Source organism: Dyadobacter chenhuakuii (assembly GCF_023821985.2).
GTDB lineage: Bacteria > Bacteroidota > Bacteroidia > Cytophagales > Spirosomataceae > Dyadobacter > Dyadobacter chenhuakuii.
This window is the reverse complement of the sequence record NZ_CP098805.1, coordinates 2435013-2460632: the sequence shown is the minus strand read 5'-3', so window position 1 is coordinate 2460632 and position 25620 is coordinate 2435013. Positions and strand designations below refer to the sequence as shown.

Sequence of the window (25620 nt, the reverse complement as noted above, 5' to 3'; positions counted from 1 at the left end):
GATAGTCAAATTGTTACGGTCATTTGAATGCTGCTGCGGATCGCCGTAACAGAAAACGTATCGTAGGTCAGCAGGCTCGATGGGTCGAAGTCGGAAACGGTAAAACTGTCCCACAACCAAAAACTCAAAGCCAAATCGTAAACTAATTCAAAAGGGGATTGCGCAAAGCCCACCACAAACCATCCGTGGGGTCCTGCATGAGAACGGTGTGCCAACCAGGCGAATTTTAAAGGTTGGTAGCGGATCTATAAAGTGCTAAACCGTGTAAGAAGCAGAGAGACGAACGGATGTTCGTTCAAATTTTATGCAAAAGTAAGGATAACTTTCGAAATTGCAATACTGAGACGAAATTAATTGTAATATTTCGGGAAATGAAAAAACCTGACCGGCTTTACAGCCAGCCAGGTTGCCTTAGCTAGGTTTGGTATTAAAAAACTTCCTGCACGTCTGTATACGGAAGGTTCCAGGCATCCGAAACGCCTTTGAAAACCACCTTTCCGTTTACGACATTCAGACCCTTACGCAGCTCTTCGCTCGTAGCGCAGGCGCTTTGCCAGCCTTTGTTGGCGAGCTGCAATGCATAAGGCAATGTTGCATTTGTCAGGGCGAGGGTAGAAGTGTAGGGCACAGCGCCGGGCATGTTGGCCACGCAATAGTGCACAACTCCGTCCACTTCATATATAGGATCTTCGTGGGTTGTTGCTTTGGAAGTTTCAAAACATCCGCCCTGGTCAATCGCCACATCCACCATTACGGTGCCGGGTTTCATCAGTTTAAGCATTTCCCGTGTGATCAGTGAAGGCGCTTTTGCTCCCGGGATCAGCACACCACCAATGATCAGGTTTGTGCTTTTAATGAGCTCGCGAATGTTGTATTCGTTGGACATCACGGTGTCCACATTCGCAGGCATAATGTCTTCCAGGTAACGTAATCTCGGCAGGCTAATGTCTACGATCGTTACGTTGGCACCCAGTCCCGCAGCCATTTTTGCAGCTTGTGTTCCGACGATCCCTCCGCCCAGTACGAGCACATTAGCAGGTTTCACACCCGCAACGCCACCCAAGAGAATTCCGAAACCGCCCATCGGTTTCTCTAAATATTTGGCCCCTTCCTGGATCGCCATCCTTCCGGCCACTTCGCTCATAGGAACCAGCAATGGCAAACTGCGGTCCGTTTTTTCAACCGTTTCGTAAGCCAGACAAACGGCCTTACGCTCGATCATGGCGTGTGTTAATGGTTCGGAAGAGGCAAAGTGGAAGTAAGTGAAGAGGAGCTGGTTTTCTTTGATGAGGCTGTATTCGCTGGCGATCGGTTCTTTTACCTTGATGATCATTTCAGCGATGGCGTAGACTTCTTCGATGCTGTTGAGGATCGTCGCGCCGGCTTCTGCATATTGTTCGTCGCTGAAACCGCTGCCTTTGCCTGCCTCCGCCTGTACATATACGGTGTGTCCGTGTTTGCGGAATTCGGTTACTCCGGCGGGGGTGACGGCTACGCGGTTTTCATTGTTCTTGATTTCTTTGGGGACACCAATGATCATTGGGAAGTATGTTTTTAGTGTAGAATTTCGAAGTTCGCAAAAGTAGTTTTTGTAGAAAAAAGATGCTATCGGGAAGCATAAGGACAGTAAAAAAAACTATTTTTGATCACATTTGTAAGAAAATATTCGGCATAGAACTTCTCAAATGTAGACCGGGTAATAAAAAAAACTGTATGCAACCTGACCTCACGGATCGTAAAATAATGGATTTGCTGCAAACTGATTCTCAATTGACCATCAAGGAGATAGCGAGCAGGATTAATTTGTCGGTGACGCCCGTTCACGAGCGGATCCGCAAGCTGGAAAAAGAAGGCATCATTGATAAGTATGTTTGCCTCCTTAACCGCCGCAAGCTGGGCAAAGCGCTGGTGGTTTACTGTAATGTAACATTGGATAAACAACGGAAGGAAAGCTTCGAGGATTTCAACCAGGCGATTGTAAAAATGAGCGAAGTGCTCGAATGTTCGGTCGTTTCGGGAAACTTCGATTATATGCTGAAAGTGATCGTGGAAGATGCCGAGGCATACAATCAATTTTACCAGCACAAACTTTCTGCCCTTAAAAGTGTGTTACACATCAGCAGTTATTTCGTAATTTCCGAAATCAAGTACACGACGGGAATTTCGGTGGTGTAGCGCGGCTGCAACATTTATTTTCGATTTCCCTGATTAATAGGCTGCTAGCATTTGCCAGTCGCCCAAAGCCACAAATAATGAATAAAAATTTTAAAGATGGGCTGAACCTGATGTCCAAGGTCACTCCCAAAAGGGCCTGGAACGCCATCCAGATACTAAGCAGTTATTTTTATTCAAAAGCAACGGGTAACCCGGTCCACTGGGGCATGCCGATCGCAATTTCTTTCGAACCAACCACTTCCTGTAATTTACGCTGTCCTGAGTGCCCGAGCGGCCTGCGGTCCTTCACACGCCCGACCGGGATGATGGAAGAAAAATTATATAAAAAGACTATTGACGAGCTTGCCGATACATTACTATACCTGATTTTTTACTTCCAGGGCGAGCCTTATCTGCACCCAAAGTTTTTTGAACTGGTCCAATACGCGCATGACAAAGGCATTTATACGGCTACTTCCACGAATGCACATTATCTGACGGACGAGAAAGCGAAGAAAACGGTCGAGTCCGGTTTGGATCGTTTGATCATTTCCATTGACGGCACCACGCAGGACGTTTATAAGCAATATCGCATTGGCGGGAATCTGGAAAAGGTTCTGGAAGGAACGCGCAACATTATCAAATGGAAAAAGGAGCTGAAATCGGCCACGCCGCATGTGATTTTCCAGTTTTTGGTGGTGAAACCGAATGAGCACCAGATTGAAGATGTGAAAAAACTGGCTGAGGAAATGGGTGTGGATGAAGTGGGTTTGAAAACGGCTCAGATCTATGACTATGAAGAAGGTTCGGACCTTATCCCGACCATTGACAAATATTCCCGTTACGAAAAAGCCGAAAGCGGCCGCTATTCAATCAAAAACAAGTTTGTAGACCATTGCTGGAAGATGTGGCATTCGTGCGTGATCACCTGGGATGGTGCCGTGGTGCCTTGCTGCTTTGACAAAGACGCCGAATATCAGCTCGGCGATATGAAGCGCGAGACATTCCGCCAGCTTTGGAAAGGCAAAAAATACAGCGACTTCCGGGCATCACTGATCCGCTCGCGTTCGGAGATTGAAATGTGTAAAAACTGCACCGAAGGAACGCAGGTCTGGGCGTGAAACACTTCTCAAAAAGGCTTTGTTTTTATTTTTAATTAAATAATAATGTCAGCTAAGTAATTGAACATCAGTTGCTTGAATGATTTATTTAAAACTCCGTGGAACATTTTTTGGTGAATTGCCCCGAATAATAGAAATTTGACCTTGGGTAACTCAAATGAATACATGGGCAAAGTAATTGCAATTGCAAACCAAAAGGGAGGAGTAGGAAAAACGACAACTGCCATTAATCTGGCGGCTAGTCTGGCGGCGCTGGAATTCCGTACGCTTATCATAGACGCTGACCCACAGGCCAATTCAACTTCCGGACTTGGTTTCAATCCGCAGGAGATGGAAAACAGCATTTACGAATGCATGGTGGAGCAGGCGAAAACGGCGGACATTATCCTGGAAACCGATTTTCCGAATCTAAATTTATTACCCTCACACATTGATCTCGTAGGTGCGGAAATAGAGATGATCAATCTCAAAAACCGCGAACAGCGCATGAAAGACGCTATTGCCGAGATTCGCGAAGACTACGATTTTATCATTATAGACTGTTCGCCCTCGCTAGGGCTTATCACGATCAACAGCCTTACCGCGGCCGATTCGGTCATTATCCCGGTTCAATGTGAATATTTTGCATTGGAAGGATTGGGTAAGTTGTTGAATACCATCACCATTATCCAATCCCGGCTCAACACGGGACTGATCATTGAAGGCATCCTGCTCACCATGTATGACCTGCGGCTCCGGCTTTCGAACCAGGTTGTGAACGAGGTGACCAGCCATTTTGAATCCCTGGTTTTCAACACCATTATCCCTCGAAATGTACGCATCAGCGAGGCGCCAAGCTACGGAATCCCCGTGATGGCGCAGGATGCGGACAGTAAAGGGGCGGTGAGCTATCTAAATCTGGCCAGGGAAATTCTTACTAAAAATGGTTTGCTGTCCTCGGACAGGTCGATGGGTGTAAACTGATAAATGATTGAATAGCGAGAAAGCAATGGAGAACAGTAAAGCCAAGAAAATGACAGGATTGGGAAGAGGCCTCGGAGCACTTCTTCAGGATTCTGAAAAAGTAAATACGCACAGGACCAAAGAACGGCCGTCTTCAACGGACGTCGTAGGTTCGATGAGCGAAATTGATGTTAGCCTTATCGAGGCAAACCCTTACCAGCCCCGCACGAAATTCGATCAGGAATCCTTGCAGGAATTAGCGGATTCCATTCGCGTTCAGGGCATTATACAACCCATTACCGTAAGACAATTGTCCGAGGACAGCTATCAGCTGATCTCTGGTGAAAGGCGTTTGCAGGCTTCCAGGTCCATTGGAATGACTGCCATTCCTGCCTATATAAGGACTGCCAATGACCAGCAAATGCTGGAAATGGCGCTGATCGAGAACATTCAGCGGGAAAACCTGAACTCGATCGAAATCGCGCTCAGCTATCAGAGGCTTATTTTGGAATGTAATCTCAAACAGGAAGAACTGGGCGTCCGCGTAGGCAAGAACCGCACGACGGTGAACAACTATATCCGTTTGCTGAAACTGCCGCCGGTGATCCAGGCAGCATTGCGCGACAACCAGATCAGCATGGGACATGCGCGTGCGATTATCACCATTAACAGCGATCAGAGTCAATTAAAGATTTTTAACAAAATAATTGAAGAGGGCTGGTCGGTGCGAAAAGTGGAAGAGGAGGTCAGAAAGCTGGGAATGATGAGTAATATCTCATTTGCGAGCAAAAAACAGGCAACAATTAATCAAGAAATTAAGTCGTTACAGTTTCAATTATCGTCCTTTTTCGGGGCTAAGGTTTCCGTAAAAAGCAATAATGACAACAAAGGCGAAATCAAGATCCCCTTTGCTTCTCAGGACGAGCTCAAAAAGATTCTGGAAACACTGAAATTTAAATAAGATTGAAAAACTGGTTTTGGCTTCTCGCATTGGTGTTGTTTTCGGTGGAAGCAATCGCACAAAAATCAAAGAAGGACACATTGCAACGCGGTGAGGCGCAGATTATCACAACAGATAGCACGCTATTTGGCGAAATAGATTCACTGACAGGGAAGAAAAAAGAAAAGAAATTTTTCCCGGTCCCAAAAACGGCGACAAGGCTTGCATTGATTCCGGGAGGAGGGCAGATCTATAACCGCGATTACTGGAAACTTCCTATCGTTTACATTGCTTTTGGAGGTGGATTGTATGCTTATTATCTCAACTCACTGAAATATCACGATTACCTGGATACTTACAGATCCTTTTATGATCTAGATCCAAACAGTCCGACTTACGGAAGCATAAAAAAAGGCTTAACACCGGATTCAACCAAGGCGATACGGGTTCGCAATTTGTTGAATACAAACAGTGAAATGACCGTAGCAACGCGTGACCAGGCTGCGAGAGGCAAAAATTACTGGCGACGCAACCGGGGTTTCGCTTTAATTGTGTCGGGTTTGATCTATACATTATCCATCGTCGAGGCAAACGTGGCGGCACATTTGAAGACATTCGATTTGTCGGAAGACCTTACATTAAGAGTCGAGCCGAAACTGAACCAACCTGCCATGCTGACGCCGACACCCGGAGTGAGGCTGGTTTTTAACCTAAAATAGTTTAGTACAGAATAAATTTACGTTAATGAGGATTTTATTATTGGGATATGGAAAGATGGGAAAGACGATTGAAAAGATTGCACTCGAAAGAGGACATTCGATCGTAGGGAAAATTGACATTGATAACCGCTCGGAAATGGATGCATTGCAGCCTGCCGATGTGGATGTTGCCATTGAATTCAGTGCTCCCGAAGCTGCCTATCACAATATTACATACTGTTTGAAAAAAGGCTGGCCCGTAGTAAGCGGCACAACCGGCTGGCTCGAACACCGGGCAGAAATTGAAAAGCTTTGTGTGCAGCAAAACGGTGCTTTCTTTTATGCTTCCAATTACAGCATTGGTGTAAACCTTTTCTTTCGCCTCAACCGTCAGCTGGCCAGGCTGATGAACGGACATGGTTACGAACAATACATGACCGAAATTCACCACATTCACAAGCTGGACGCGCCCAGCGGCACGGCAATCACACTCGCAGAAGCGATTACAGACGAGATCGACAACCTGGAAGGCTGGAAACTGGCTCCTGAAACGGAAAGCGGTTACCTGCAAATTACCTCCAAAAGGGAGGGTGAAGTGCCCGGAACGCACATTGTCCGCTATGAGTCGGAAGTGGATACCATTGAAATTTCACATACTGCGCACAGTCGGGCAGGTTTTGCATTGGGCGCCGTGGTTTCGGCCGAATGGCTTCCTGGCAGAAATGGTGTTTTTGGTATGAATGACCTTCTGAAAATCTAAATATAAACTCTTAACTATCAATTGATTATAGCATGGCTATTAATAAAGAAATGACTTCCCGAACTGCTCACACCGGCAAAAGAAAATCGCCGGTCAGAGAATGGTTCGATTCCATACTTTTTGCTGTTGTTGCCGCGACCCTGATCCGTTGGTTGTTTTTCGAAGCTTTTACAATCCCGACGCCGTCCATGGAGAACAGCCTTTTGGTAGGTGATTTCTTGTTTGTCAGCAAGCTGCATTATGGCACCAGGACGCCCAAAACGCCCCTGCAAGTGCCATTAACACATCAAACGATATGGGGAACCAGCATTCCTTCCTATTCAGATGCTATTCAATTGCCACAATATCGCCTGCCGGGTTTCAGCGAAGTGAAAAGGGGAGACGTTGTAGTTTTCAACTATCCGCCCGAATTACAACATCCGGTTGATTTGAAAACAAATTATATCAAGCGATGCATGGGATTGCCCGGAGATAAGCTGGAAGTGAGGGATTTGCAGGTTTATGCCAATGGCACTGCGGTTGAAAATCCGGTTCGGATGGAGAATGAATATTTCGTTGCGACGACGACTTCTGTGAATGAGGAAAAAGTGTTTAAGGAAAACGGCATCTCGGAGTACAATGCGTATACCGAGAGCTTTAATGATACAATTCCTTCCAATGACCAGATGGGTTACCTGGTTTTCACAACTGTGGAAATTGCAGCTAAACTGAAAGCCTATGATTTTGTAAAAGGCATTACATTGGTTAAATCATCGAAGGACATTAGCGAGCCCATGCTGTATCCGAATTCCTCTTTGTTCAAATGGAACCGCGATAATTACGGCCCTATCACCGTTCCCAAAGAAGGGGCGACCGTCCAGCTGAATCCTGAAAATATTGCGACATATGGTCCCGTCATCAAGAATTATGAAGGACTGGAAGGCGTGGAGTTTGATGAAAAATCTTTGAAAGTGGCTGGTAAGGCTGTTACAAGCTACACATTTAAGCAGGATTACTATTTCATGATGGGGGATAACCGTCATAATTCGGCTGATTCGCGTTACTGGGGATTTGTGCCGATGGATCACATAGTGGGAAAGGCGGTTTTTGTCTGGATGTCCATCGATCCAAATCCTACGAGCTTCTTTAATAAAATCAGATGGAACCGTTTGTTCCGTGTGATCAACTAAGCAGCAGATATTATACATGGAAATGGTAAGGAGCGCAACATGCGCTCCTTATTTTTTTTGATATATAAATAAACATTATATAACTATTAACTTGTTATTAAGATAAACATTATATTGCCAAGAAATTATAATTCGGCATTATGTCTGTCACTTCTATTCCTCGAAAGCCTCAACAAGTTAAACCTAAAAAATCTGCATTCCGGGAATGGCTGGATTCTGTGCTGTTCGCGGTTATTGCTGCAACATTGATCCGTTGGCTATTTTTCAGCGCTTTTGTTATTCCTACATCTTCCATGGAGAATTCGCTTTTGGTAGGCGATTATTTGTTTGTGAGCAGGCTGCATTATGGCACAACCACACCCGTTACACCATTGCAAATGCCACTCACGCATCAAATGATCTGGGGCACGAAAATTCCGTCTTACCTGGATTGGATACAGCTGCCGCAGTACCGGCTTCCGGGATTTGCGGATGTGAAACGGGGCGATGTGGTAGTTTTTAATTTACCGGTGGAGCATCCCAATGCATATAATAAATACAGTTCCGTGCTGCCGGACCTGCATCCGCATCCGCTGGATCTGAGGTCCAATTATATCAAAAGATGTGTTGCTATCGCAGGGGATAAGCTCGAAGTAAGGGGTGGCCAGGTGTATGTGAATGGGGCAGCGCAAAAGAATCCGGTCCGGATGCAGAGTGAATATTTTGTGTCCACATCTACGCCGGTGAACGAACAAAATGTGTTTCGCAAAAATGGCATTACGGACTTCTCCCAATTCACGGAAACGTTTAACGACACCATTGCTTCCAATGATCAGTCGGGCTACATTATCAAGACAACCAGCGCGATTGCTGAGAAGTTGAAGGGTTTTGATTTTGTAAAAAGAATTGAGCCTATTTACAGCAGCAAAGGACTGAAAGAGCCTTTTCTATTTCCTAAGACGGATTTAATGTATTGGAATAAAGACAATTATGGCCCTATCATGGTGCCGAAAGAAGGATTGACCATTCCAATGTCTCCACTGAACATTGCCCTTTACGGAGAGATTATCAGAAATTATGACGGCAATGATAACGTAGAGATTAAGGAAGGGGAAATCCTTCAAAATGGAAAAGTGTTAACCGATTACACATTTCACCAGGATTACTATTTCATGATGGGCGATAACCGGCACAATTCAGCCGATTCAAGATATTGGGGATTTGTGCCCAAAGACCACATTGTTGGAAAAGCAGTTTTTGTATGGATGTCACTGGATCCCGATCCCGTTAGTTTTGTAAATAAAATACGCTGGGACCGGATTTTCAGGATAATTGAATAGCAAAAAAGACCGGTGATGAGCCGGTCTTTTGCATTTATCATAGGTTTATAATTAATCCTCCTGAGAGAATACAAGCACTGAATAAGGTGGGATTTGCAATTCTGCGTAAGCCGACAGACCGTCAAATTCACCATCCGTTGTTTCAATGTCAAACACACCCAGATGGGAGAATTCCGGATCGTATTGCTCATTGTCGCTGTTAAATCGCAAGTGCCATTTTCCGGCTCTTGGGAAACCAACTTTATAGTCATGGAATGTTTCAACTGAAAAATTCAGTACGACAACAACGCTGTCTTTTGGCCCGCCTTCACTCCAACGGTGCATCACGATCACTTTCTTGTCTTTATCGGCGCGAATGATCTCAACATTCTGTCCTTGCAGCCCTTTGGTTACACCGAACCAGTTCCGGCGCATATGGATCATATCACGGTGTAAATTTGCAAATCCACTGAATTTTTCCAGTCTTGACCAATCAATCGGGTCGCTGTCGGAAAACCATTTATCTTCTAACAAGGGTTGTCCCTGGAAAACCATTGGAATGCCTGGTGAAGTAAGCACCAGCGCAACGCCCAGAGCAGCGCGTTTTTTAGAATACCAGTTATTTACATCGCCATCTGCAATCTCTTCCGCCACGCGCGCCTGACCGTTAGCCACTTCGTCGTGTGATTCAGTATAAATAATGCGTTGAAAGGAATCTTCATTGTAACGGTGTGTTATCGCTTCAACAACATCTTCCATATTCCGGTCCTGATCGTTAGCGGTGATAATGGCTTCACGAACTGAATGCACAAACCTGGCATCCCATTGAGAACCGTAGCCCAGGCCTCCATCTTCGACAGAGTCCGTAATGAAGTCCAGCGAATGCATATCTTCTGCAATGGTAATGCAGTTTGGATAACATTCGCGAATGTCTTTATTGATCCATTGCATTAATGAAATGCCCTCAGGTATATCGTTACCAGGATTTCCGTCTGCTTTCACATTCCGTATGTAAGGGACCATATCCATTCTCAGTCCATCTACACGGAACTCGCGCAGCCACATCATGGCATTGTCATGAATGTATTGTCTTACTTCGCCACGGCCGTAATCCGGGCGGGTGCTGCCCCAAGGCGTTTCTGCACGCCAGTCGTTATAAAAGTAAATGCCGCCGCCATCGTTCTCATGCCATCCGTCAAATTGCCAGATGTCCAGGTCCGAAGGCCCGAAGTGGTTATATACCACGTCCAGGATAACGGCTATGCCGGCCTCATGTGCTGCTTTCACGAATGCTTTCAAGCCATCAGGGCCGCCGTAATCAGATTCTATTGCAAAAGGACTTGCGGGATTATATCCCCACGAGCGCGATCCTGGAAACTCAGAACAGGGCATTAATTCAACAGCGTTGAAACCCATGTCTTTGAGATATGGCAGCTTTTCAATAGCGGTGTATAACGTTCCGATTTGACCTTCTTCTTTCACATGGAATGTTCCAACGTGAAGCTCATATATAACCAGCTCGTGCCAGCTTGGAATTTCAAAACCAACATCCTGCCAATCGAAACTTGCGTGGTTGTAAACCACGCAGTTTCCGGCCGAGTTGGTCATCTTCAATGCATAAGGATCGTTTCTGTGCAATTCTCCGGATGGTGTCTGTAAAACAAACTTGTATTCATCACCTTCCTTCGAATTCTCTATAAGTGCACCCCAATGTCCGTTTTCTTCTTGTGAAAGGGGATTTGCATCTGCTTTCCAATCATTAAAAGTCCCCACTACCGAAACACTTTCAGCGTGTGGCGCCCACACCCTGTAATAAACTCCTTCCGGGTAGCACGTCGCACCCATTCCTTCAAAACTCTGAACCGGTTCTGTTTCAGCGGCCTGTAAATTATCCATATTCCCTTTGAGGATTTTTGTTATTTTTGATTTATCTTCATTACGTATATAGGCAAATTGTATGCCACTCAAAACACACTATCATGTTGGAATTAACAGAGTACGAAAAGATCTGTACACTCGCGCTTATACACACGCCCGGAGTCGGCGCAGTTACCATCCGGCAGCTAATCAGTCATTGCGGCGGCGCGGAGAAAGTTTTTAAATCGGATTACCGAAAACTCATCCACATTCCCGGGGTTGGCGATAAAGTAGCCAGGGCGATATTAAACAAGGAATCGCTTGGAATGGCTGAAAAAGAATTCCTCAGCTGCAAGAATACTACAACCAACCTTCACTTCTTTTTTGACCCGGCTTATCCGGCCAGACTGAAATCGCTTTACGATTCACCCATTGTCCTTTACTCACGCGGCAATTTTGACTTTAATATGAGCCGGACGGTGGGCATCGTCGGGACGCGGCAGGTGAGTGACTATGGGAAATCGGTGACGGAAACCATTATCAAGGAGCTGGAACCTTATCATGTAATGGTCGTAAGCGGCCTGGCATTTGGTGTGGATATCACCGCCCACCGGGCCTGTCTGAAGCACAATATGCCCACGATCGGCGTCATGGCGAGCGGCCTGGACGTCATCTATCCTTTTGCCCACAAAAAAACAGCATTCGAAATGCAGGAAAATGGTGGCCTTGTTACCGAGAATGCACTTGCTACCAAACCTGATTTTATGAGATTTCCTGCAAGGAACCGAATCATTGCGGGGCTGAGTGATGTTACCATTGTGGTAGAGTCGGCGCGGAAGGGCGGCAGCCTGATTACGGTCGAATTTGCTCAGAATTACCACAGGGATGTTTACGCAGTGCCCGGCATGCTGGGCAGCGTGCATTCAGAAGGTTGTAACTTTCTGATCCGGGACAACAAAGCGTCCATATTCACGTCTGTTGAGGATATGGCGGTGGCAATGGGCTGGGAGCAGGCAGGAGACGAGCCTGCGGAAGTTCGTCCGGTCCAGATGCAGGCAAGCTTTGAAGGGTTTACACAGGACGAAAGCCAGATATTGGCATTGCTCCGGCAGAAAGGCATTATGCAAGTTGACGAACTTTCCTGGCATGCCGGAATGCACTTGAATAAACTGGCGGCGTTGTTGCTTAACCTGGAATTCCAGGGAATGGTGCGATCGCTGCCAGGGAAAAAATATGGATTGATTTAAATGCGCGAAAAAAGCATCATACAGATTATCAAAGAAGGAGAAGGGCTTACGACCGAATTTAAAAGGACGATTGACAGCCCGTACAAGATTGCTAAAACCATTGTATCGTTCGCCAACACCTCCGGCGGCAGCCTGTTGATCGGGATTGCCGATTCGGGCGCGATCCTGGGCGTTGGTTCCGAGCTGGCCGAGCTGAAAAAGCTGGAAACGGCCACGGGTAAATTGATTGAGCCGAAGCTGACGATCCGGATAAAATCTGCGTTACTTGACGGAAAAAAGGTGATGCAGGTGGATGTTGACGAAAGCCCCGACAAGCCACATTATGCGGTGAATGAGAAAGATATGCGGATCATTTACATTCGGGTAAAGGACAAAAGCATTCCCATTCCAAAACTGCTCATGCAGGGAGAAACCGATGCGGACCTGGAAAAACTATTGGCATCCAGACATATAAAGACACTGATCACTTATCTGCGGGAGCAGGACTCGGTAACAGCCAAAGTTTTTTCACGGATCATTAATATTTCCGAAAAACGGGCGGAACGAATGCTGCATGATCTGGCAGAGAAACAGGTGCTGCTTAAAATCTCCCGCAACAAACCCGAAGCATTCAGTCTGAAATTAGCCAAATAAAAAAGCATAAAGCCAGACATTCATCTGACTTTATGCTTTTAACTTCTAATTTTCTACACTTATTAGTTGATCCCAACCAATTCAAGCTCAAAAATCAGGTCCTGACCTGCTAATGGGTGATTGGCATCCAGAATGACATATTCTTCTGTCACTTCTTTCACCACAACCGGGATAACCTGTCCGCCATCCTGATGCATATTAAGCGTTCCGCCCACTTCCAGAGGAATGTCGGCAGGAATTTGTGAGCGTTCGAAATTGATAACCATATCCTCATTTACAGGGCCGTAAGCTTCTGCATTCGGGATGTGAATGGTCTTTTTATCACCGATTTCCATGCCTGTAACGCCATCATCAAAACCTTTGATAACCTGACCGCTACCCAGCTTGAAATTTAACGGATCGCGTCCTTCCGAAGAATCAAAAAGTTGTCCGTCTGTCAAAGTCCCTTTGTAATGGACCTGTACATTGTCACCTGCCTGCGCCTGCTTCATCTTGTAAATCTTAAATGGTTAAAAATGCCTTACTAACAGCGGAAAATGAACTGTTTTCGGATTGATAAAATTAATATGCCCGGGCAAAAACGACTCTTCCTGCCGAAGGCTTTCCTGAGTAAATACAAACGCCGGATTCTTTCACCTGATCCAATGGGATGCAGCGGATTGTAGCCTTAGTTTCTTCTTTGATCTTTTCCTCAGTTTCTGATGTGCCGTCCCAATGCGCCAGAATAAACCCGCCTTTGGAATCGAGCACTTTATTGAATTCTTCAAACGAATCGACCTTTGTCGTGTTCTCTTCGCGGAATGCGAGCGCCTTGTTGTAAATGGATTCCTGAATGTTGTCCAGCAACGACTGGATGAATTCGGCAATGCCTTCCAGCGAAACCGTTTCCTTTGTTTTGGTATCCCTGCGTGCAACCTCCACCGTTCCGTTTTCGAGATCGCGTGCACCCATAGCAAGACGCACGGGAACGCCTTTCAGTTCATACTCGGCAAATTTATAACCAGGTTTATAGGCATCACTGTTGTCAAATTTCACACTGATCCCCAGTTTTTTAAGCTCCTTGGAAATTTCCTTTACCTTTTCAGAAATTAAATTCAGCTGCTCCTCATTTTTATAAATTGGAACAATCACCACTTGGATAGGGGCTAGTTTCGGAGGCAAAACCAATCCGGCGTCATCAGAATGCGCCATGATTAGTGCGCCCATTAACCGCGTGCTCACGCCCCATGAAGTTCCCCATACATATTCCAGCTTGCCATCTTTATCCTGAAATTTGACGTCAAAAGCATTCGCAAAATTTTGTCCCAAATAATGAGAAGTTCCGGCTTGCAAGGCCTTCCCGTCCTGCATCAAAGCTTCAATGCAATGTGTATTAACTGCTCCTGCAAAACGCTCGTTAGCCGTTTTTACGCCTTTAACAACTGGAAGCGCCATCCATTCCTCAGCGAATTGCGCATATATTTCCAGCATTTGTTCTGTTTCTGCAATGGCTTCTGCGGAGGTTGCATGCGCCGTATGGCCTTCCTGCCACAAAAATTCGGTGGTCCTTAAAAACAACCGCGTGCGCATTTCCCAGCGAACCACATTGGCCCATTGGTTAATCAGCAAGGGCAGGTCGCGGTAGGATTGGATCCAGTTCTTATAAGTGCTCCAGATCACCGTTTCCGAAGTAGGACGAACGATCAGTTCTTCTTCCAGTTTCGCGTCCGGATCCACAATGACTCCTTTTCCATCGGGATCGTTTTTGAGGCGATAATGCGTCACAACAGCGCATTCCTTGGCAAAGCCTTCCACGTGTGAAGCCTCTTTGCTAAGAAATGATTTTGGTATGAAAAGCGGGAAATAAGCATTGGAATGGCCTGTTTCCTTAAACATATCATCCAAAGCACGCTGCATCTTCTCCCAGATCGAATAACCATACGGCTTGATCACCATACAGCCTCTCACTGCGGAATTTTCGGCCAGGTCGGCCCTTTTTACTAACTCATTGTACCATTCGGAGTAATTTTCACTTCGGGTTGGTAAGGCTTTACTCATTATTAGGATTATTTGATTAATGAAAAGGAGTATATCGTTATGCTCACCCTGTTTTTTCGCGAGTTGCAAAGATAGTTTTTTATGTTAACTTTGGAATTAATGTATTGTAACGGACGTTTACTTAGTACTTAGGAACGAAATTTTATATATATTAGCAACAAACTTTTAATCCTTAAAAGCCATGACGATGATCAATAAAGCAAAATATCTTTCTTTGCTAGTGTTGCTGGGAGCTTGGGGATGTACCACAAATCAATATGTTTCACGATCAGGCGGTTATGATGACCTCTACGGAAATAACACCGGCCCTGGCGTAGTGAGAGGAGAACAGGGTGCAGATCAAGATATTTCCCGCTCAGACAATCCCGACTACGCCTATACAGGCAATGCGGATGAAGGAACAAGTGATTACTATGATGAGTCCTACTTGTCTTCAAGAAGTGTAAATCGCGCGCTTTCACCGGATCCAGGCTATAACGCCGGATTTGCAGACGGTTACGACCGCGGCGCATCCCGTTTTGCTAATCCTTACGGCTTTGGCGGTTTGGGTTCGTACTGGCCCGGAAGCATGATGAATCTTGGGTTCCAGTTCGGATATGGCAGAATTCGTCCTTACGTAGGTTTTGGAATGGGTTCAATGCTGGGATATGGCTACTCGCCCTGGGGGATGAACAGCATGTACGGATTCGGTTATGATCCATTTGGTTATAATGGTTTCGGTTACAATGGCTTCGGTTATTCTCCATGGGGCTATAATAGCATGTACGGGTACGGTTATGATAGCTTCTACGGAGGTGGTTATGGCTATAATCCATGGGCTTACAGCCGTCCGGTTGTTGTAGTGAACAATTACGAAAGCAGAGGCCTGACCAGAACAGCCGGACCACGCGTGGTTGCCGGAACTAGTTCAAGGAGCAATGGCCGCTCTAACAGCAATGGAAATTATGTAGGTTCTCCGCGTAGTGCATCAGGTAACAGATCAGGCAGAAGTGCAGCAAACAGCACGATTTCAGCAAATGATACTTATTCTTCACCGCGGTCGTCAAGATCAGGTAACAGAACAGGCGTTGCAGATGCGGGAGGAAGAACAGCCGCTGGAAGTTCATACAACAGCAGCAGAGGTTCAAGCGAAGGTAACAATGTATATTACTCACGTCCACGCGCCAGTAGCGGAAGCAATTATTCTTCTGATGGCGTAACAACAAGAAGCTACCAGGCATCGCCAAGGTCTTCGAGAGGTTCAAGTGGCAGTACTTATACGGCACCTACGAGAAGCCAGTCTGACTATACTGCTCCGACAAGAAGTTATTCAACACCGAGCAGCAGAAGCGAGTCTTACTCAGCTCCTCAACGCACATACAGCCAGCCTACTTACAGCGCACCATCCAGAAGTTACAGTGCTCCTGCGAGCAGTGGCGGTGGTGGAGGCGGCGGGGCAACTCGTTCTTCTTCAAGAGGACCAAGATAATTGGCTGATAATTGCGCTTAAAATGAATTTCAAACCCTGCAAGATGTCATAATTTTGCAGGGTTTTCGTTTAATTAGTATTTGAACTAACTGTCGAATTCTTTATCTGAAACATGACTAAACCACTTCTTTGGGGCGCTGTGTTCTGTGCCCTTTTAACTTCCTCAACAACCTACGCGCAATACGCGACAGACGCTTTGCGATATTCCGAAAGTGACCAGACCGGATCAGCCAGATTCCAGTCCTTAGGCGGTAACCACGCTTCGCTGGGTGGTGACCCAAGCTCCATTCATGGCAACCCGGCCGGGTTGGGATTTTATACCAGATCCGAACTTACATTCAGTCCGGGAATCACGCCCAGCAACACGAAAACCAGCTATTTGGGCGATAAAAACTCGGCAAACAAAGGGAATTTGAACATTGCACAGGCTTCGTTGGTAATAGCCAGCCAGCCGGGTTTTCAGCGCAAGTGGAAACGCTCTTCATTGGGTATATCGTTTTCGCGACAGCAGTCATTCCGGGACCATTATACATTCTCGGGCCCTAATGACAAGAGTGCCTTTGTAGATAAAGTGGTTGAAGATGCCAATGCTAACAAAGTTTCTATCCAGCAGCTTGACGCAGACTTTGAGGGCAACGCTTCCAATGGCGGTCCGATGGCCTACTCGCTGCCTGCGGCTTATTATCAAATGTATCTGATAAGCCCATCGTCAGAAGCCGGGCCTCCTTATAATGCGCTTGATAAAAACAGCGTCGTGGACCAGTTCGGGACTTATACGGCAACCGGCGCGAATACGCAATGGACGATCGCCTATGCAGGTAATTATAATGATAAACTGTACATCGGTGCCAACTTCGGTTTCAGCAGGATCAGATATAATTACGACCGTACCTTTCAGGATAGTTATGTGAACAGTCCGGAGTTGATCTACACCCAACAAAATGAGGCTTTGACCGTAACTGGCAACGGGGTGAATTTTGCTCTTGGTGTTATTTATAAGGTTAACCCTGTTTTCCAGCTTGGCGGTGTGCTTACCAGTCCAACATTCAGCTCTATCAAAGAGACTTTTACACAAAATGTCAGCGCGGAATTTGTTGATGACCGTGTAACCGGACCGGATGGAACATTGATCCAGCCTCCCTATTTGAACCTGCCAATCGCACCCAATGACTTTGTGTATTCGTTGAGAAGTCCGCTAAAAGCAAACTTTGGAGCAACATTCTTTGTACAAGACAGAGGTTTCATAACCGGATCTGTGGAATACCAGGATTACAGTGCCATGGGTGTTCGGACAAATTACCTGAGCAGCAGTGACAACTCTGCATTTAAGTCCAATACAAAAGCTGAACTTAGAGACACATTCCGCAGCTCTTATAATTTCAGATTAGGCGGTGAGTTCAGGGCGAATTTGTTCCGGGCAAGGCTTGGCGCTGCTTATATCGGCGATCCTTACCAAAACAATGACGGAATTAAAAGAGATAAGCTGCTGTTTTCAGCCGGAGTTGGCATTCGTAAAGACAGGTTTTTTGCCGACCTCAGCGGAACAATGAGCACATTCAAATCCCTTTATACACCCTATGTTTTAAATAATCCCGAAAACTATGCGTCTGTTGAAGTGACACACAGGCCGGTAAATGTTGTAATGACTTTTGGGATGAATTTCTAAAAACGATTTCAGCTGTAAATGAAAATGCCCTCAACCAGTGATCCACTTGTTGAGGGCATTTTTCTGTTATGCAGATTTTCTACAATAACGGATGAAGCATTTCTAGTAAATGATTTGCTTCAATTTCACCTTTTATAACAATGTCTGCTTGTGAATAAAACGGCAGGCGCTCATCGATTTTGTTCTGTAATGTTTCTTCAAGCGAAGTTGCTCCCGACAAAATAGGACGATCGTCCTTGCCGTGGCTGCGGATCCTTTTGGCCAGGCTGGAAGCAGGAACATCCAGAAATACGCTGATGCCCATTCCCTTAATAAAAGCCATATTATCATGAAAACAAGGTGTTCCTCCGCCCGATGCCAGCACGATGCCGTGCTGTGAAGCTTGTTCCTTCAAGATACGGCTCTCTACTTCACGGAAGTACGGTTCTCCCTTTTGTGCAAACAAGCCAGGAATGTCGCTTTGCTGATCCTTTTCAATCAATTTATCCAGATCAACAAACTTGTAACCCAGCAGTCTCGCCAGCTTTTTACCCAATGTCGATTTGCCGGACGACATCATACCGACTAATATGACATTCTTCATGCTCATTATTTTACCAATTCAATGACTTCCTCCGCCTCCGGCGTATCGTTATAATGCCATTTTCCCTTTACTACGCCGTCCTTCAAAAGCCACAAGCCAGGATTGGACCTGGAAATGGTTTTTAAAACCGTGGCATCTACATAATAGTAAGGAGCATTGAGCTGATGCGCCGCCAGGAATTTTACAATTTCTTCACTATTGCCTGATGTAAGGATAATGGGTTCTACACCCTTCGTTTTTACCCTGTTAATGAGCTTGTTAATGTCTGGTAAGGCAGCAGTATTAATGTCTGTCAGGTTTTTAATGATCAGGAAAAGCTTCTTGCCTTTGAATGTTTCCTCGGTATAATCGCCTGCATCATTCCAAACTTTGTAATCTGTTATTTTGGGCTTTGCGTCCTCATTCAGCACAACCATTTCCTTGAAAACCAATGTAGTATCACTTGGATATTTTTCAAACTCAACTTCTTTGCCGCCTTTATCAAAAATATACAGATAGCGCAGTGGCTCGGAAGGTTTCAGTTGGGCCGGAATGCTGGCGCCGACGCGGTAGGGGAGCAGGTCCAGAATGGGCAGATGCCTTAATGCGTAAACAGCAATGCCGAGCGAAGCAATGGTCGAAATGACGACGATAATGCCGGTGGGCAATGCTTTGAATTTCTTTCGGTAAAAGACGATGATCAGGATCAGCGCAAGCAGGAAAATGTCTTTTCCAAACGAAGTCCAGGGCGTGAGCTTGATCGCCGCGCCGAAGCAGCCGCAATCCGTTACTTTATTGAAATAAGCTGAATAGAATGTCAGGAAGGTAAAAAATACAATGATCAGCAGGAGCGACCAGGCGGTTGTTCTGGGTTTATATCCTACAAGCAATGCAATGCCCAGCACCACTTCGGCCGTACACAGAAAGACTGAAAAGTAAAGCGCCAGCGGAACAAGCGCCATAAAAAAGTCATGAAACTGGGGCAGGTCCATTGCAAAGACTTCAAAATACTCTTCCAGCTTGTATTGCGTTCCAACGGGATCATTCAGCTTGATCAGGCCTGAAAAAATGAATAGTAAGCCAACAATGATGCGTGAGATCTGAGCAAGAATTTTCATTTCAAAAATTTTAGGAATGCCAGTAACGACGATACCGGATCAATTGGTTTGCAAAGCATTGGATTTGATCAAGCAAAAGACAGAATAGTTGATAATGTCCTGATAACCAGCTTTAACTCCCTCAGAAACAAGGGTTAATCCCTGATTATCCTCGATCTGCTTGATCCTTAATAACTTCATGAGAATGATATCGGTCATAGAACTAACGCGCATATCGCGCCAGGCTTCGCCGTAATCATGATTTTTATTAAACAGCAATTCCTTCACTTCGTTCACTTGCTGATTGTATAATGTCGTCAGTTCGGTGTCATTGATCTCCTGCTTCTGCTCAATAGAGGCGATCTGGATCAATGCCATGACGCAATAATTAATGATCCCGATGAATTCTGAGGAAACATCTTCGTCCACTTTCTGCATGCCTTTTTCCTGAATGGTGCGGATGCGCTGCGCTTTGATGAATATCTGGTCGGTAAGGGAAGGGATGCGTAGTATGCGCCAGGATGTCCCGTAATCTTTATTTTTTTTTGCGAAAAGATCTTGGCAATACTGAATGATTTCCTGATATTCCGATTCTGTGGATTTCACTGCGTAAAATTGGTTTACTGCTTAATAGACAAGAAAATCAAACACTTTGATAATCACTTCCTTGTCTGGATTTAACAAGATTTTATGTTGCAAGTTAGCAAAAAAACGCTCAACATCAGGGGCAAACTGCTCGATCTGTCCACACCAGCCGTGATGGGGATTCTCAACATTACATCCGACTCATTTTACGAAGGAAGCCGGATGCGATCGGAAGATGAATTACTCTCAAAAGCAGGTCAGATGCTGGCAGAGGGCGCTATAATGGTCGATATTGGCGGATATTCCACACGTCCCGGTGCAAAGGAAGTAGAGGTGGCCGAAGAGTCGGATCGGGTGGAGTCGGCTGTGGTGCCACTGAATAAAAATTTCCCTGAACTGATTATTTCTGTCGATACATTTCGGTCCGAAGTAGCGAGGCGGGCAATAGAAACAGGTGCCCACATCGTTAATGATGTTTCCGGAGGAACTCTGGACGATCAGATGTTTGATGTTGTCAGCACATTACGCGTTCCTTACATATTAATGCATATGCGCGGAACGCCACAAACGATGAGCACTATGACCACTTATAATCAGCTCGTTCCGGATGTTTTGAAAGATTTGAAAGGAAAGATAGACAAGCTGAGATCCTTGGGCGTTGCGGACATTATTGTCGATCCGGGTTTCGGATTTGCCAAGAATACGGAACAGAATTTCGAGTTGATGCATCATTTGTCAGCATTCAGCTTGCTGGACTGCCCGCTTTTGGTTGGCATTTCGCGGAAAGCAACCATTTATAAAACGTTAGGCATATCCGCTGCGGAAGCATTAAATGGTACGTCTGTGATGAATACAATGGCTTTGGAACGAGGGGCTTCCATCATTCGGGTGCACGATGTTAGGCCCGCTGCGGAAGCTGTTAAACTGTGGATGGCTACTTCAAGTGTAAATTAAAAAGAGTAATTTAGTCGCGAAATAATATTGATTTTCTTATGCGTGTGGGTTTTTTAAACATCAATTGGGCTGATGTCCTGGATGTTTTTTTGGTGGCCATCCTTCTTTATCAGGTTTTTACACTGGTCCGTGGAAGCATCGCGAGCCGGGTTTTTCTGGGTTACCTGTTTGTTTACGTGTTTTATCTGGTGGTAAAAGGGCTGGGACTGGGCTTACTCACCGCTATCCTGCAATATTTCATGGGCGTGGGAGCCGTTGCACTGATCGTGATTTTTCAGCAGGAAATCCGGCGGTTTTTGCTCATTATAGGTAAGTCGACCATTTATACCAATAATGGTTTGCTTAAAAAAATGATGGGCAATTCTGTGCTGGACCTGAAAGGCAAAAATTTGAAAGAGATTGTCGATGCTTCCAAAACCATCGCCGCCAATTTTACCGGGGCACTCATAGTTATCAACAAGCGCGACGATCTGGGCAAGTTTGTGGAGACGGGTGAACTATTGGATGCCCGCGTTTCCAAACCGCTGCTGGTTTCTTTATTTAATCAATACAGTGAGCTGCATGATGGCGCTATTATCATTGTAGACGGCATTTTGAAAGCGGCCAGGTGTGTTTTACCGGTTGCTGACGGCATCGATGTTCCATCGTCGCTGGGATTCAGGCATCGTGCTGCCATGGGCATGAGCGAGGCCACTGACGCCATTGTGATCGTTATTTCGGAGCAGACAGGTAAAATTTCGCTTGCTGTGGAAGGTGAGCTGCACAGCAACATTCCTTATTCTGAATTGGAAAACCGCATAGAAGAATATCTGAATTCGGATGTGCAACGTATGCCCAAGTGAGTATTGTAAGGTTTAGCAAATATATTTACAGCTAAATTTGGCATTTCAACAAGCAATTTCTATTTTTGCAAACCGAATAGAAGAAGAGAAAATTATCATTACAAAATGGCAAATCATAAATCAGCATTAAAAAGAATCCGCGCTAACGAAACAAAGCGTTTGCGTAATCGCTACCAACACAAAACTACACGTTCATACATAAAGAAATTGCGTGATACGACCGATAAGGCAGTAGCTGTTGAAGTTTACAAAACTGTATCTTCAATGTTGGATCGTTTGGCAAAGAAAAACATCATCCACAAGAAAAAAGCTTCTAACCAGAAGTCGAAATTGGCCAGATTGGTTAATTCAATTTCAGTTGCAGCATAATTTTTTGTAGCAAAGATTTTAGCCTCGGTAACGCTGTTATCGGGGCTTTTCTTTTTTTGTCGTATATTGCGGATTGAAAAAGAAACCTTGTAAGGCTTAAACCCTTTACAAGGTTTCTTTGGTTTAACCACCCTTTTAATAATGTAACCACCTTTAACTTAAATTCATTCTATGAAAAAAGTCGCATTATTTGCTGGTTTGGCAGCCTTGGGAGCAGTTCCGGCGATTGCCCAATCACCCATTAACTTCAATGCCCGGGGTTTGGTCGTTGTTTCAGATGCCGACATGGCAGCGTCAGCGCTGGTCGATGGCAAGCTGTTGAGGGATAACACGGCAAAAGACCTGCTGACGACCATTAAATTTCCAGTTGAAAGAGGCAGTAAGGGATTGGGAAGCGCTATCGTATCCAATTCTGTGCTTGCATCTTCAAAGACATTAGCCGTCCCGGCGAACGGAACGCTTGCTTATGTGCTCGATAGCAGGCTGCGTCCGGAGGATGGCGTGAGTGAATATAAGGATGCATTCACCGAATTTCCGGCAGGAGAAAAATTGTTCGTCGTGGACATTACTAACCTGGCGGCGCCGAAAGCAAAATTTGGGTTTTCAGTCGGGCGCAAACCGAATGCTATTGATGTGAATAAAAACGAACTGATACTGACCACCAATGATGTCGGCAAAGAACTCGTTTTTATTGAGGCAGGGCCGGATGGCAAGCCTGCACGTTTCCTGAACCTGCCTGCGGCCATTGATACAGCAAATAAAATCATTGACATTACATGGCATCCGTCAGGTGATTTCATCGCATTTACACTTGATAACTCCAATGAAGTAGGACTTTATAAAGTGATCCGGGAAGCGGGGAAGTTAAAGAATGTGGAAATGGTTGGCAAGCCCGTGAAAGTGGGAGCGGAGCCTTCTTTTGGTAAATTTTCGGCAGATGGAAGACATTATTTTGTGCTGGATACCAAGGCGGCATCACCTGGAAAAGGAACAGGGGCCGGCGAAATCCATGTTGTCAATTTCTCTATGGATGGCGCGATCGAACATAAAGTGGCGGCGCAGGTTCCTGCCGGAACAAATACGGGATCATTTGCGGTAAGCCCGGACGGCTCTATGCTCGTAACCGTCAATGCGGGCAAAAGCGGTGCACCCTGGACGGAAGCAGGTTCAGGAGCCGGCGCTTCGCTGACATTATATAAAGTTGCAGCACCTACGGGCGCACTGACAAAAGTGGCTGATTATCCGTTTGAAGGGATTTATCCGCAAAGCGTTGCATTTGATAAGGATGGTTCAAATGTTGCCGTTTCTGTCTTTGAATATCTTGCTTATGGCACAGGAAATGGAGGAGTTGAGTTCTGGACAGTTGCAAAAGGCGATTCGCCTTCGCTTAAAAAACAGGGCGCGGTGATCAGCGTTGGCAAAGGCGCCCATACATTGCGGGTTATTCCATAATCTTATTTCAATATTTCTGTGAAGCGGACTGGTAATCACTGGTTCGCTTCGTTTGTTTTAGTTTGTTCAACATGCGAATTCGTTCTGAATTTCGTAGTTTTGCGCTTTCATTCATAAAAATTATTTTAAAATGATTACGGTTCAGAACGTATCATTGCGATACGGCAAAAGGGTATTATTCGATGAGGTTAATATAAAGTTTGTTCCCGGCAATTGTTATGGTGTGATCGGAGCGAATGGCGCTGGGAAATCTACATTCTTGAAGATCCTTTCAGGCGAAATAGAACCGCAGACAGGCAATGTAAGCATGAACCCCGGGGAAAGGATGACTTTCCTGAAACAGGATCAGTTCGAATTCGATGCATATACTGTGATGGATACGGTGATCCTGGGCCATGAGCGCCTTTACAAGATCATGAAGGAGCGCGAGGCGATTTATGAAAAAGAAGAATTTACAGACGCCGATGGTGAAAAAGCAGCCGATCTGGAAGCAGAATTCGCTGACTTGAATGGTTGGGAAGCCGAAACCGAAGCTGCGCAATTATTGAGCGGACTAGGCCTTACGGAAGAGCAGCATTCTGCAACAATGGGCGATCTGAATGCCAATGATAAAGTTCGGGTTTTACTTGCACAGGCACTTTTTGGAAATCCGGACGTGCTGCTTCTGGATGAGCCTACCAACAATCTTGATGTTGAAACGGTGCTCTGGCTGGAAAACTTCCTTGCCGATTTCAAAAACACCGTGATCGTTGTTTCCCACGACAGGCACTTCCTGGATGAGGTTTGTACGCATGTGGTCGACATTGATTTCAGTAAAGTACAAATGTTCTCCGGTAACTATTCTTTCTGGTACGAGTCCAGCCAGCTCGCTTTGAAGCAGCGTCAGGACCAAAACAAGAAATCCGAGGATAAGCGCAAGGAATTGGAAGATTTTATCAGAAGATTCAGTGCCAATGCTTCGAAATCCAAGCAGGCAACTTCCCGAGCCAAACTGTTGGATAAGCTTACCATTGATGACATTAAGCCGTCTTCTCGTAAATATCCATATATCGCTTTCAAATCTGAAAGGGAAGTGGGCGATCAGCTGCTGCGTGTTGAAGGCCTGTCAAAAACGGCTGATGACGGAACAAAGCTGTTTGAAAATGTTAGTTTCAATGTAAATAAAGGGGACAAAATAGCGTTCGTGAGCCGCAACGTGATGGCAATCAGCTCTTTCTTTGATATTATCAATGAAGAACAGAAGGCGGACAAAGGAACCTACACCTGGGGCGTTACCATCACCAAGTCATATTTCACAAAAGATCCGACTTCGTTTTTTGACGTCGATCTGAATCTGGTAGACTGGCTGCGTCAATATTCTGAGGAGAAGGACGAAAGTTTTATCCGCGGATTTTTGGGAAGAATGCTTTTCTCGGGTGAAGAATCTTTAAAGAAAGCGAAAGTGCTCTCGGGAGGTGAAAAAGTGCGTTGTATGCTTTCCAGAACCATGCTTTCAGGCGCTAATGCATTGGTTTTGGATGATCCTACCAACCACCTTGACCTTGAATCCATTACGGCATTGAACAATGGTCTGATCGATTTCTCCGGTTGTCTTTTGTTCTATTCCCATGACCACCAGTTCGTTCATACTATCGCGAACAGGATCATTGAAATCGGGCCGAAAGGAATTTTGGATAAACTAATGTCTTACGACGAATTCCTGAAAGACGAAACTGTGAAGCAGCAGCGTCAGAAGCTTTACTAAAAGCAAAGTTACTATAAATGAAAAG

General features: G+C 45.4%; 25 protein-coding genes. 17 read left to right on the top strand and 8 right to left on the bottom strand.

Going from position 1 to position 25620, the window contains the following annotated elements; genetic code table 11:
* Positions 1 to 5: 5 nt before the first annotated feature.
* Both NFI80_RS10190 and ald read right to left on the bottom strand, forming a co-directional pair.
* Positions 6 to 215: a hypothetical protein gene (locus NFI80_RS10190; protein ID WP_233796091.1), complete on the bottom strand. Its 210-nt coding sequence runs from the start codon at positions 213 to 215 to the stop codon at positions 6 to 8.
* Between the two features lie 212 nt (positions 216 to 427).
* Positions 428 to 1540: an alanine dehydrogenase gene (ald, locus tag NFI80_RS10185; protein ID WP_235163135.1), complete on the bottom strand. Its 1113-nt coding sequence runs from the start codon at positions 1538 to 1540 to the stop codon at positions 428 to 430.
* Positions 1541 to 1713: 173 nt separating this feature from the next.
* Between ald and NFI80_RS10180 the strand changes: the two genes are divergently transcribed.
* The 8 genes from NFI80_RS10180 (at position 1714) to lepB (NFI80_RS10145) (ending at position 9103) form a co-directional block, all read left to right on the top strand.
* Positions 1714 to 2175, top strand: a complete 462-nt coding sequence (locus NFI80_RS10180; RefSeq protein ID WP_026630317.1) for an Lrp/AsnC family transcriptional regulator — start codon at positions 1714 to 1716, stop codon at positions 2173 to 2175.
* A 77-nt stretch (positions 2176 to 2252) separates the two neighbouring features.
* Positions 2253 to 3275, top strand: a complete 1023-nt coding sequence (locus NFI80_RS10175; protein ID WP_233796094.1) for a radical SAM protein — start codon at positions 2253 to 2255, stop codon at positions 3273 to 3275.
* Positions 3276 to 3440: 165 nt separating this feature from the next.
* Entirely contained in the window at positions 3441 to 4238 is a 798-nt protein-coding gene (locus NFI80_RS10170) for a ParA family protein (protein WP_233796095.1), read from the top strand.
* A gap of 25 nt (positions 4239 to 4263) precedes the next feature.
* The gene (locus tag NFI80_RS10165) at positions 4264 to 5178 is read left to right on the top strand and encodes a ParB/RepB/Spo0J family partition protein (RefSeq protein ID WP_233796096.1); all 915 of its coding nucleotides are present in this window, start codon (positions 4264 to 4266) and stop codon (positions 5176 to 5178) included.
* Between the two features lie 2 nt (positions 5179 to 5180).
* Entirely contained in the window at positions 5181 to 5876 is a 696-nt protein-coding gene (locus NFI80_RS10160) for a DUF5683 domain-containing protein (RefSeq protein ID WP_235163136.1), read from the top strand.
* A gap of 25 nt (positions 5877 to 5901) precedes the next feature.
* Positions 5902 to 6615: a 4-hydroxy-tetrahydrodipicolinate reductase gene (gene dapB, locus NFI80_RS10155; RefSeq protein ID WP_026630312.1), complete on the top strand. Its 714-nt coding sequence runs from the start codon at positions 5902 to 5904 to the stop codon at positions 6613 to 6615.
* 32 nt (positions 6616 to 6647) lie between these two features.
* Positions 6648 to 7784: a signal peptidase I gene (gene lepB, locus NFI80_RS10150; protein ID WP_235161357.1), complete on the top strand. Its 1137-nt coding sequence runs from the start codon at positions 6648 to 6650 to the stop codon at positions 7782 to 7784.
* 140 nt (positions 7785 to 7924) lie between these two features.
* Positions 7925 to 9103, top strand: coding sequence for a signal peptidase I (gene lepB, locus NFI80_RS10145; RefSeq protein WP_235163137.1), 1179 nt, complete (start codon positions 7925 to 7927; stop codon positions 9101 to 9103).
* Positions 9104 to 9154: 51 nt separating this feature from the next.
* Here the strand turns inward: lepB (NFI80_RS10145) and NFI80_RS10140 are convergent, their stop codons facing one another.
* Positions 9155 to 10978: an alpha-amylase family glycosyl hydrolase gene (locus tag NFI80_RS10140; RefSeq protein ID WP_235161356.1), complete on the bottom strand. Its 1824-nt coding sequence runs from the start codon at positions 10976 to 10978 to the stop codon at positions 9155 to 9157.
* Positions 10979 to 11061: 83 nt separating this feature from the next.
* Between NFI80_RS10140 and dprA the strand changes: the two genes are divergently transcribed.
* Together dprA and NFI80_RS10130 are read left to right on the top strand one after the other, a co-directional pair.
* The gene (gene dprA, locus NFI80_RS10135; protein WP_235161355.1) at positions 11062 to 12186 is read left to right on the top strand and encodes a DNA-processing protein DprA; all 1125 of its coding nucleotides are present in this window, start codon (positions 11062 to 11064) and stop codon (positions 12184 to 12186) included.
* On the top strand, positions 12187 to 12819 hold the full coding sequence (locus NFI80_RS10130; protein WP_235161354.1) for an AlbA family DNA-binding domain-containing protein: 633 nt from the start codon (positions 12187 to 12189) through the stop codon (positions 12817 to 12819).
* A 62-nt stretch (positions 12820 to 12881) separates the two neighbouring features.
* On the opposite strand, the gene NFI80_RS10125 is transcribed toward NFI80_RS10130, so the two are convergent.
* Both NFI80_RS10125 and proS read right to left on the bottom strand, forming a co-directional pair.
* A complete protein-coding gene (locus tag NFI80_RS10125; protein ID WP_026630306.1) occupies positions 12882 to 13310 on the bottom strand; it encodes an FKBP-type peptidyl-prolyl cis-trans isomerase in 429 nt (142 codons plus the stop codon).
* 70 nt (positions 13311 to 13380) lie between these two features.
* Positions 13381 to 14856 carry a proline--tRNA ligase gene (gene proS, locus NFI80_RS10120; RefSeq protein ID WP_235163138.1) on the bottom strand — a complete coding sequence of 492 codons (1476 nt, stop codon included), beginning with the start codon at positions 14854 to 14856 and terminating at the stop codon, positions 13381 to 13383.
* A gap of 181 nt (positions 14857 to 15037) precedes the next feature.
* On the opposite strand from proS, the gene NFI80_RS10115 reads away from it, so the two are divergent.
* Positions 15038 to 16324, top strand: a complete 1287-nt coding sequence (locus NFI80_RS10115) for a hypothetical protein (RefSeq protein WP_233796104.1) — start codon at positions 15038 to 15040, stop codon at positions 16322 to 16324.
* A 112-nt stretch (positions 16325 to 16436) separates the two neighbouring features.
* Positions 16437 to 17990 carry a hypothetical protein gene (locus tag NFI80_RS10110; protein ID WP_235161352.1) on the top strand — a complete coding sequence of 518 codons (1554 nt, stop codon included), beginning with the start codon at positions 16437 to 16439 and terminating at the stop codon, positions 17988 to 17990.
* A gap of 79 nt (positions 17991 to 18069) precedes the next feature.
* Here NFI80_RS10110 and NFI80_RS10105 read toward each other — a convergent pair whose 3' ends face one another.
* From NFI80_RS10105 to NFI80_RS10095, 3 genes are read right to left on the bottom strand one after another with little or no spacing between them, the layout of a single operon-like run.
* Positions 18070 to 18573 carry a shikimate kinase gene (locus NFI80_RS10105; RefSeq protein WP_235161351.1) on the bottom strand — a complete coding sequence of 168 codons (504 nt, stop codon included), beginning with the start codon at positions 18571 to 18573 and terminating at the stop codon, positions 18070 to 18072.
* 5 nt (positions 18574 to 18578) lie between these two features.
* A complete protein-coding gene (locus NFI80_RS10100; RefSeq protein WP_235163140.1) occupies positions 18579 to 19670 on the bottom strand; it encodes a BT_3928 family protein in 1092 nt (363 codons plus the stop codon).
* A 39-nt stretch (positions 19671 to 19709) separates the two neighbouring features.
* Entirely contained in the window at positions 19710 to 20255 is a 546-nt protein-coding gene (locus NFI80_RS10095) for a DUF1599 domain-containing protein (protein WP_235161349.1), read from the bottom strand.
* A gap of 84 nt (positions 20256 to 20339) precedes the next feature.
* Between NFI80_RS10095 and folP the strand changes: the two genes are divergently transcribed.
* The 5 genes from folP to NFI80_RS10070 all read left to right on the top strand — a co-directional run bounded on the left by folP (position 20340) and on the right by NFI80_RS10070 (position 25595).
* Complete coding sequence (gene folP, locus NFI80_RS10090) at positions 20340 to 21188, top strand: dihydropteroate synthase (protein WP_235163141.1); 849 nt, start codon at positions 20340 to 20342, stop codon at positions 21186 to 21188.
* A 38-nt stretch (positions 21189 to 21226) separates the two neighbouring features.
* Positions 21227 to 22030, top strand: a complete 804-nt coding sequence (gene cdaA / locus NFI80_RS10085) for a diadenylate cyclase CdaA (protein WP_233796110.1) — start codon at positions 21227 to 21229, stop codon at positions 22028 to 22030.
* Positions 22031 to 22135: 105 nt separating this feature from the next.
* Entirely contained in the window at positions 22136 to 22399 is a 264-nt protein-coding gene (gene rpsT / locus NFI80_RS10080) for a 30S ribosomal protein S20 (RefSeq protein ID WP_233796111.1), read from the top strand.
* 171 nt (positions 22400 to 22570) lie between these two features.
* A complete protein-coding gene (locus NFI80_RS10075; RefSeq protein WP_235163142.1) occupies positions 22571 to 23851 on the top strand; it encodes a beta-propeller fold lactonase family protein in 1281 nt (426 codons plus the stop codon).
* Positions 23852 to 23981: 130 nt separating this feature from the next.
* The gene (locus NFI80_RS10070; RefSeq protein WP_233796113.1) at positions 23982 to 25595 is read left to right on the top strand and encodes an ABC-F family ATP-binding cassette domain-containing protein; all 1614 of its coding nucleotides are present in this window, start codon (positions 23982 to 23984) and stop codon (positions 25593 to 25595) included.
* Positions 25596 to 25620 lie beyond the last annotated feature (25 nt).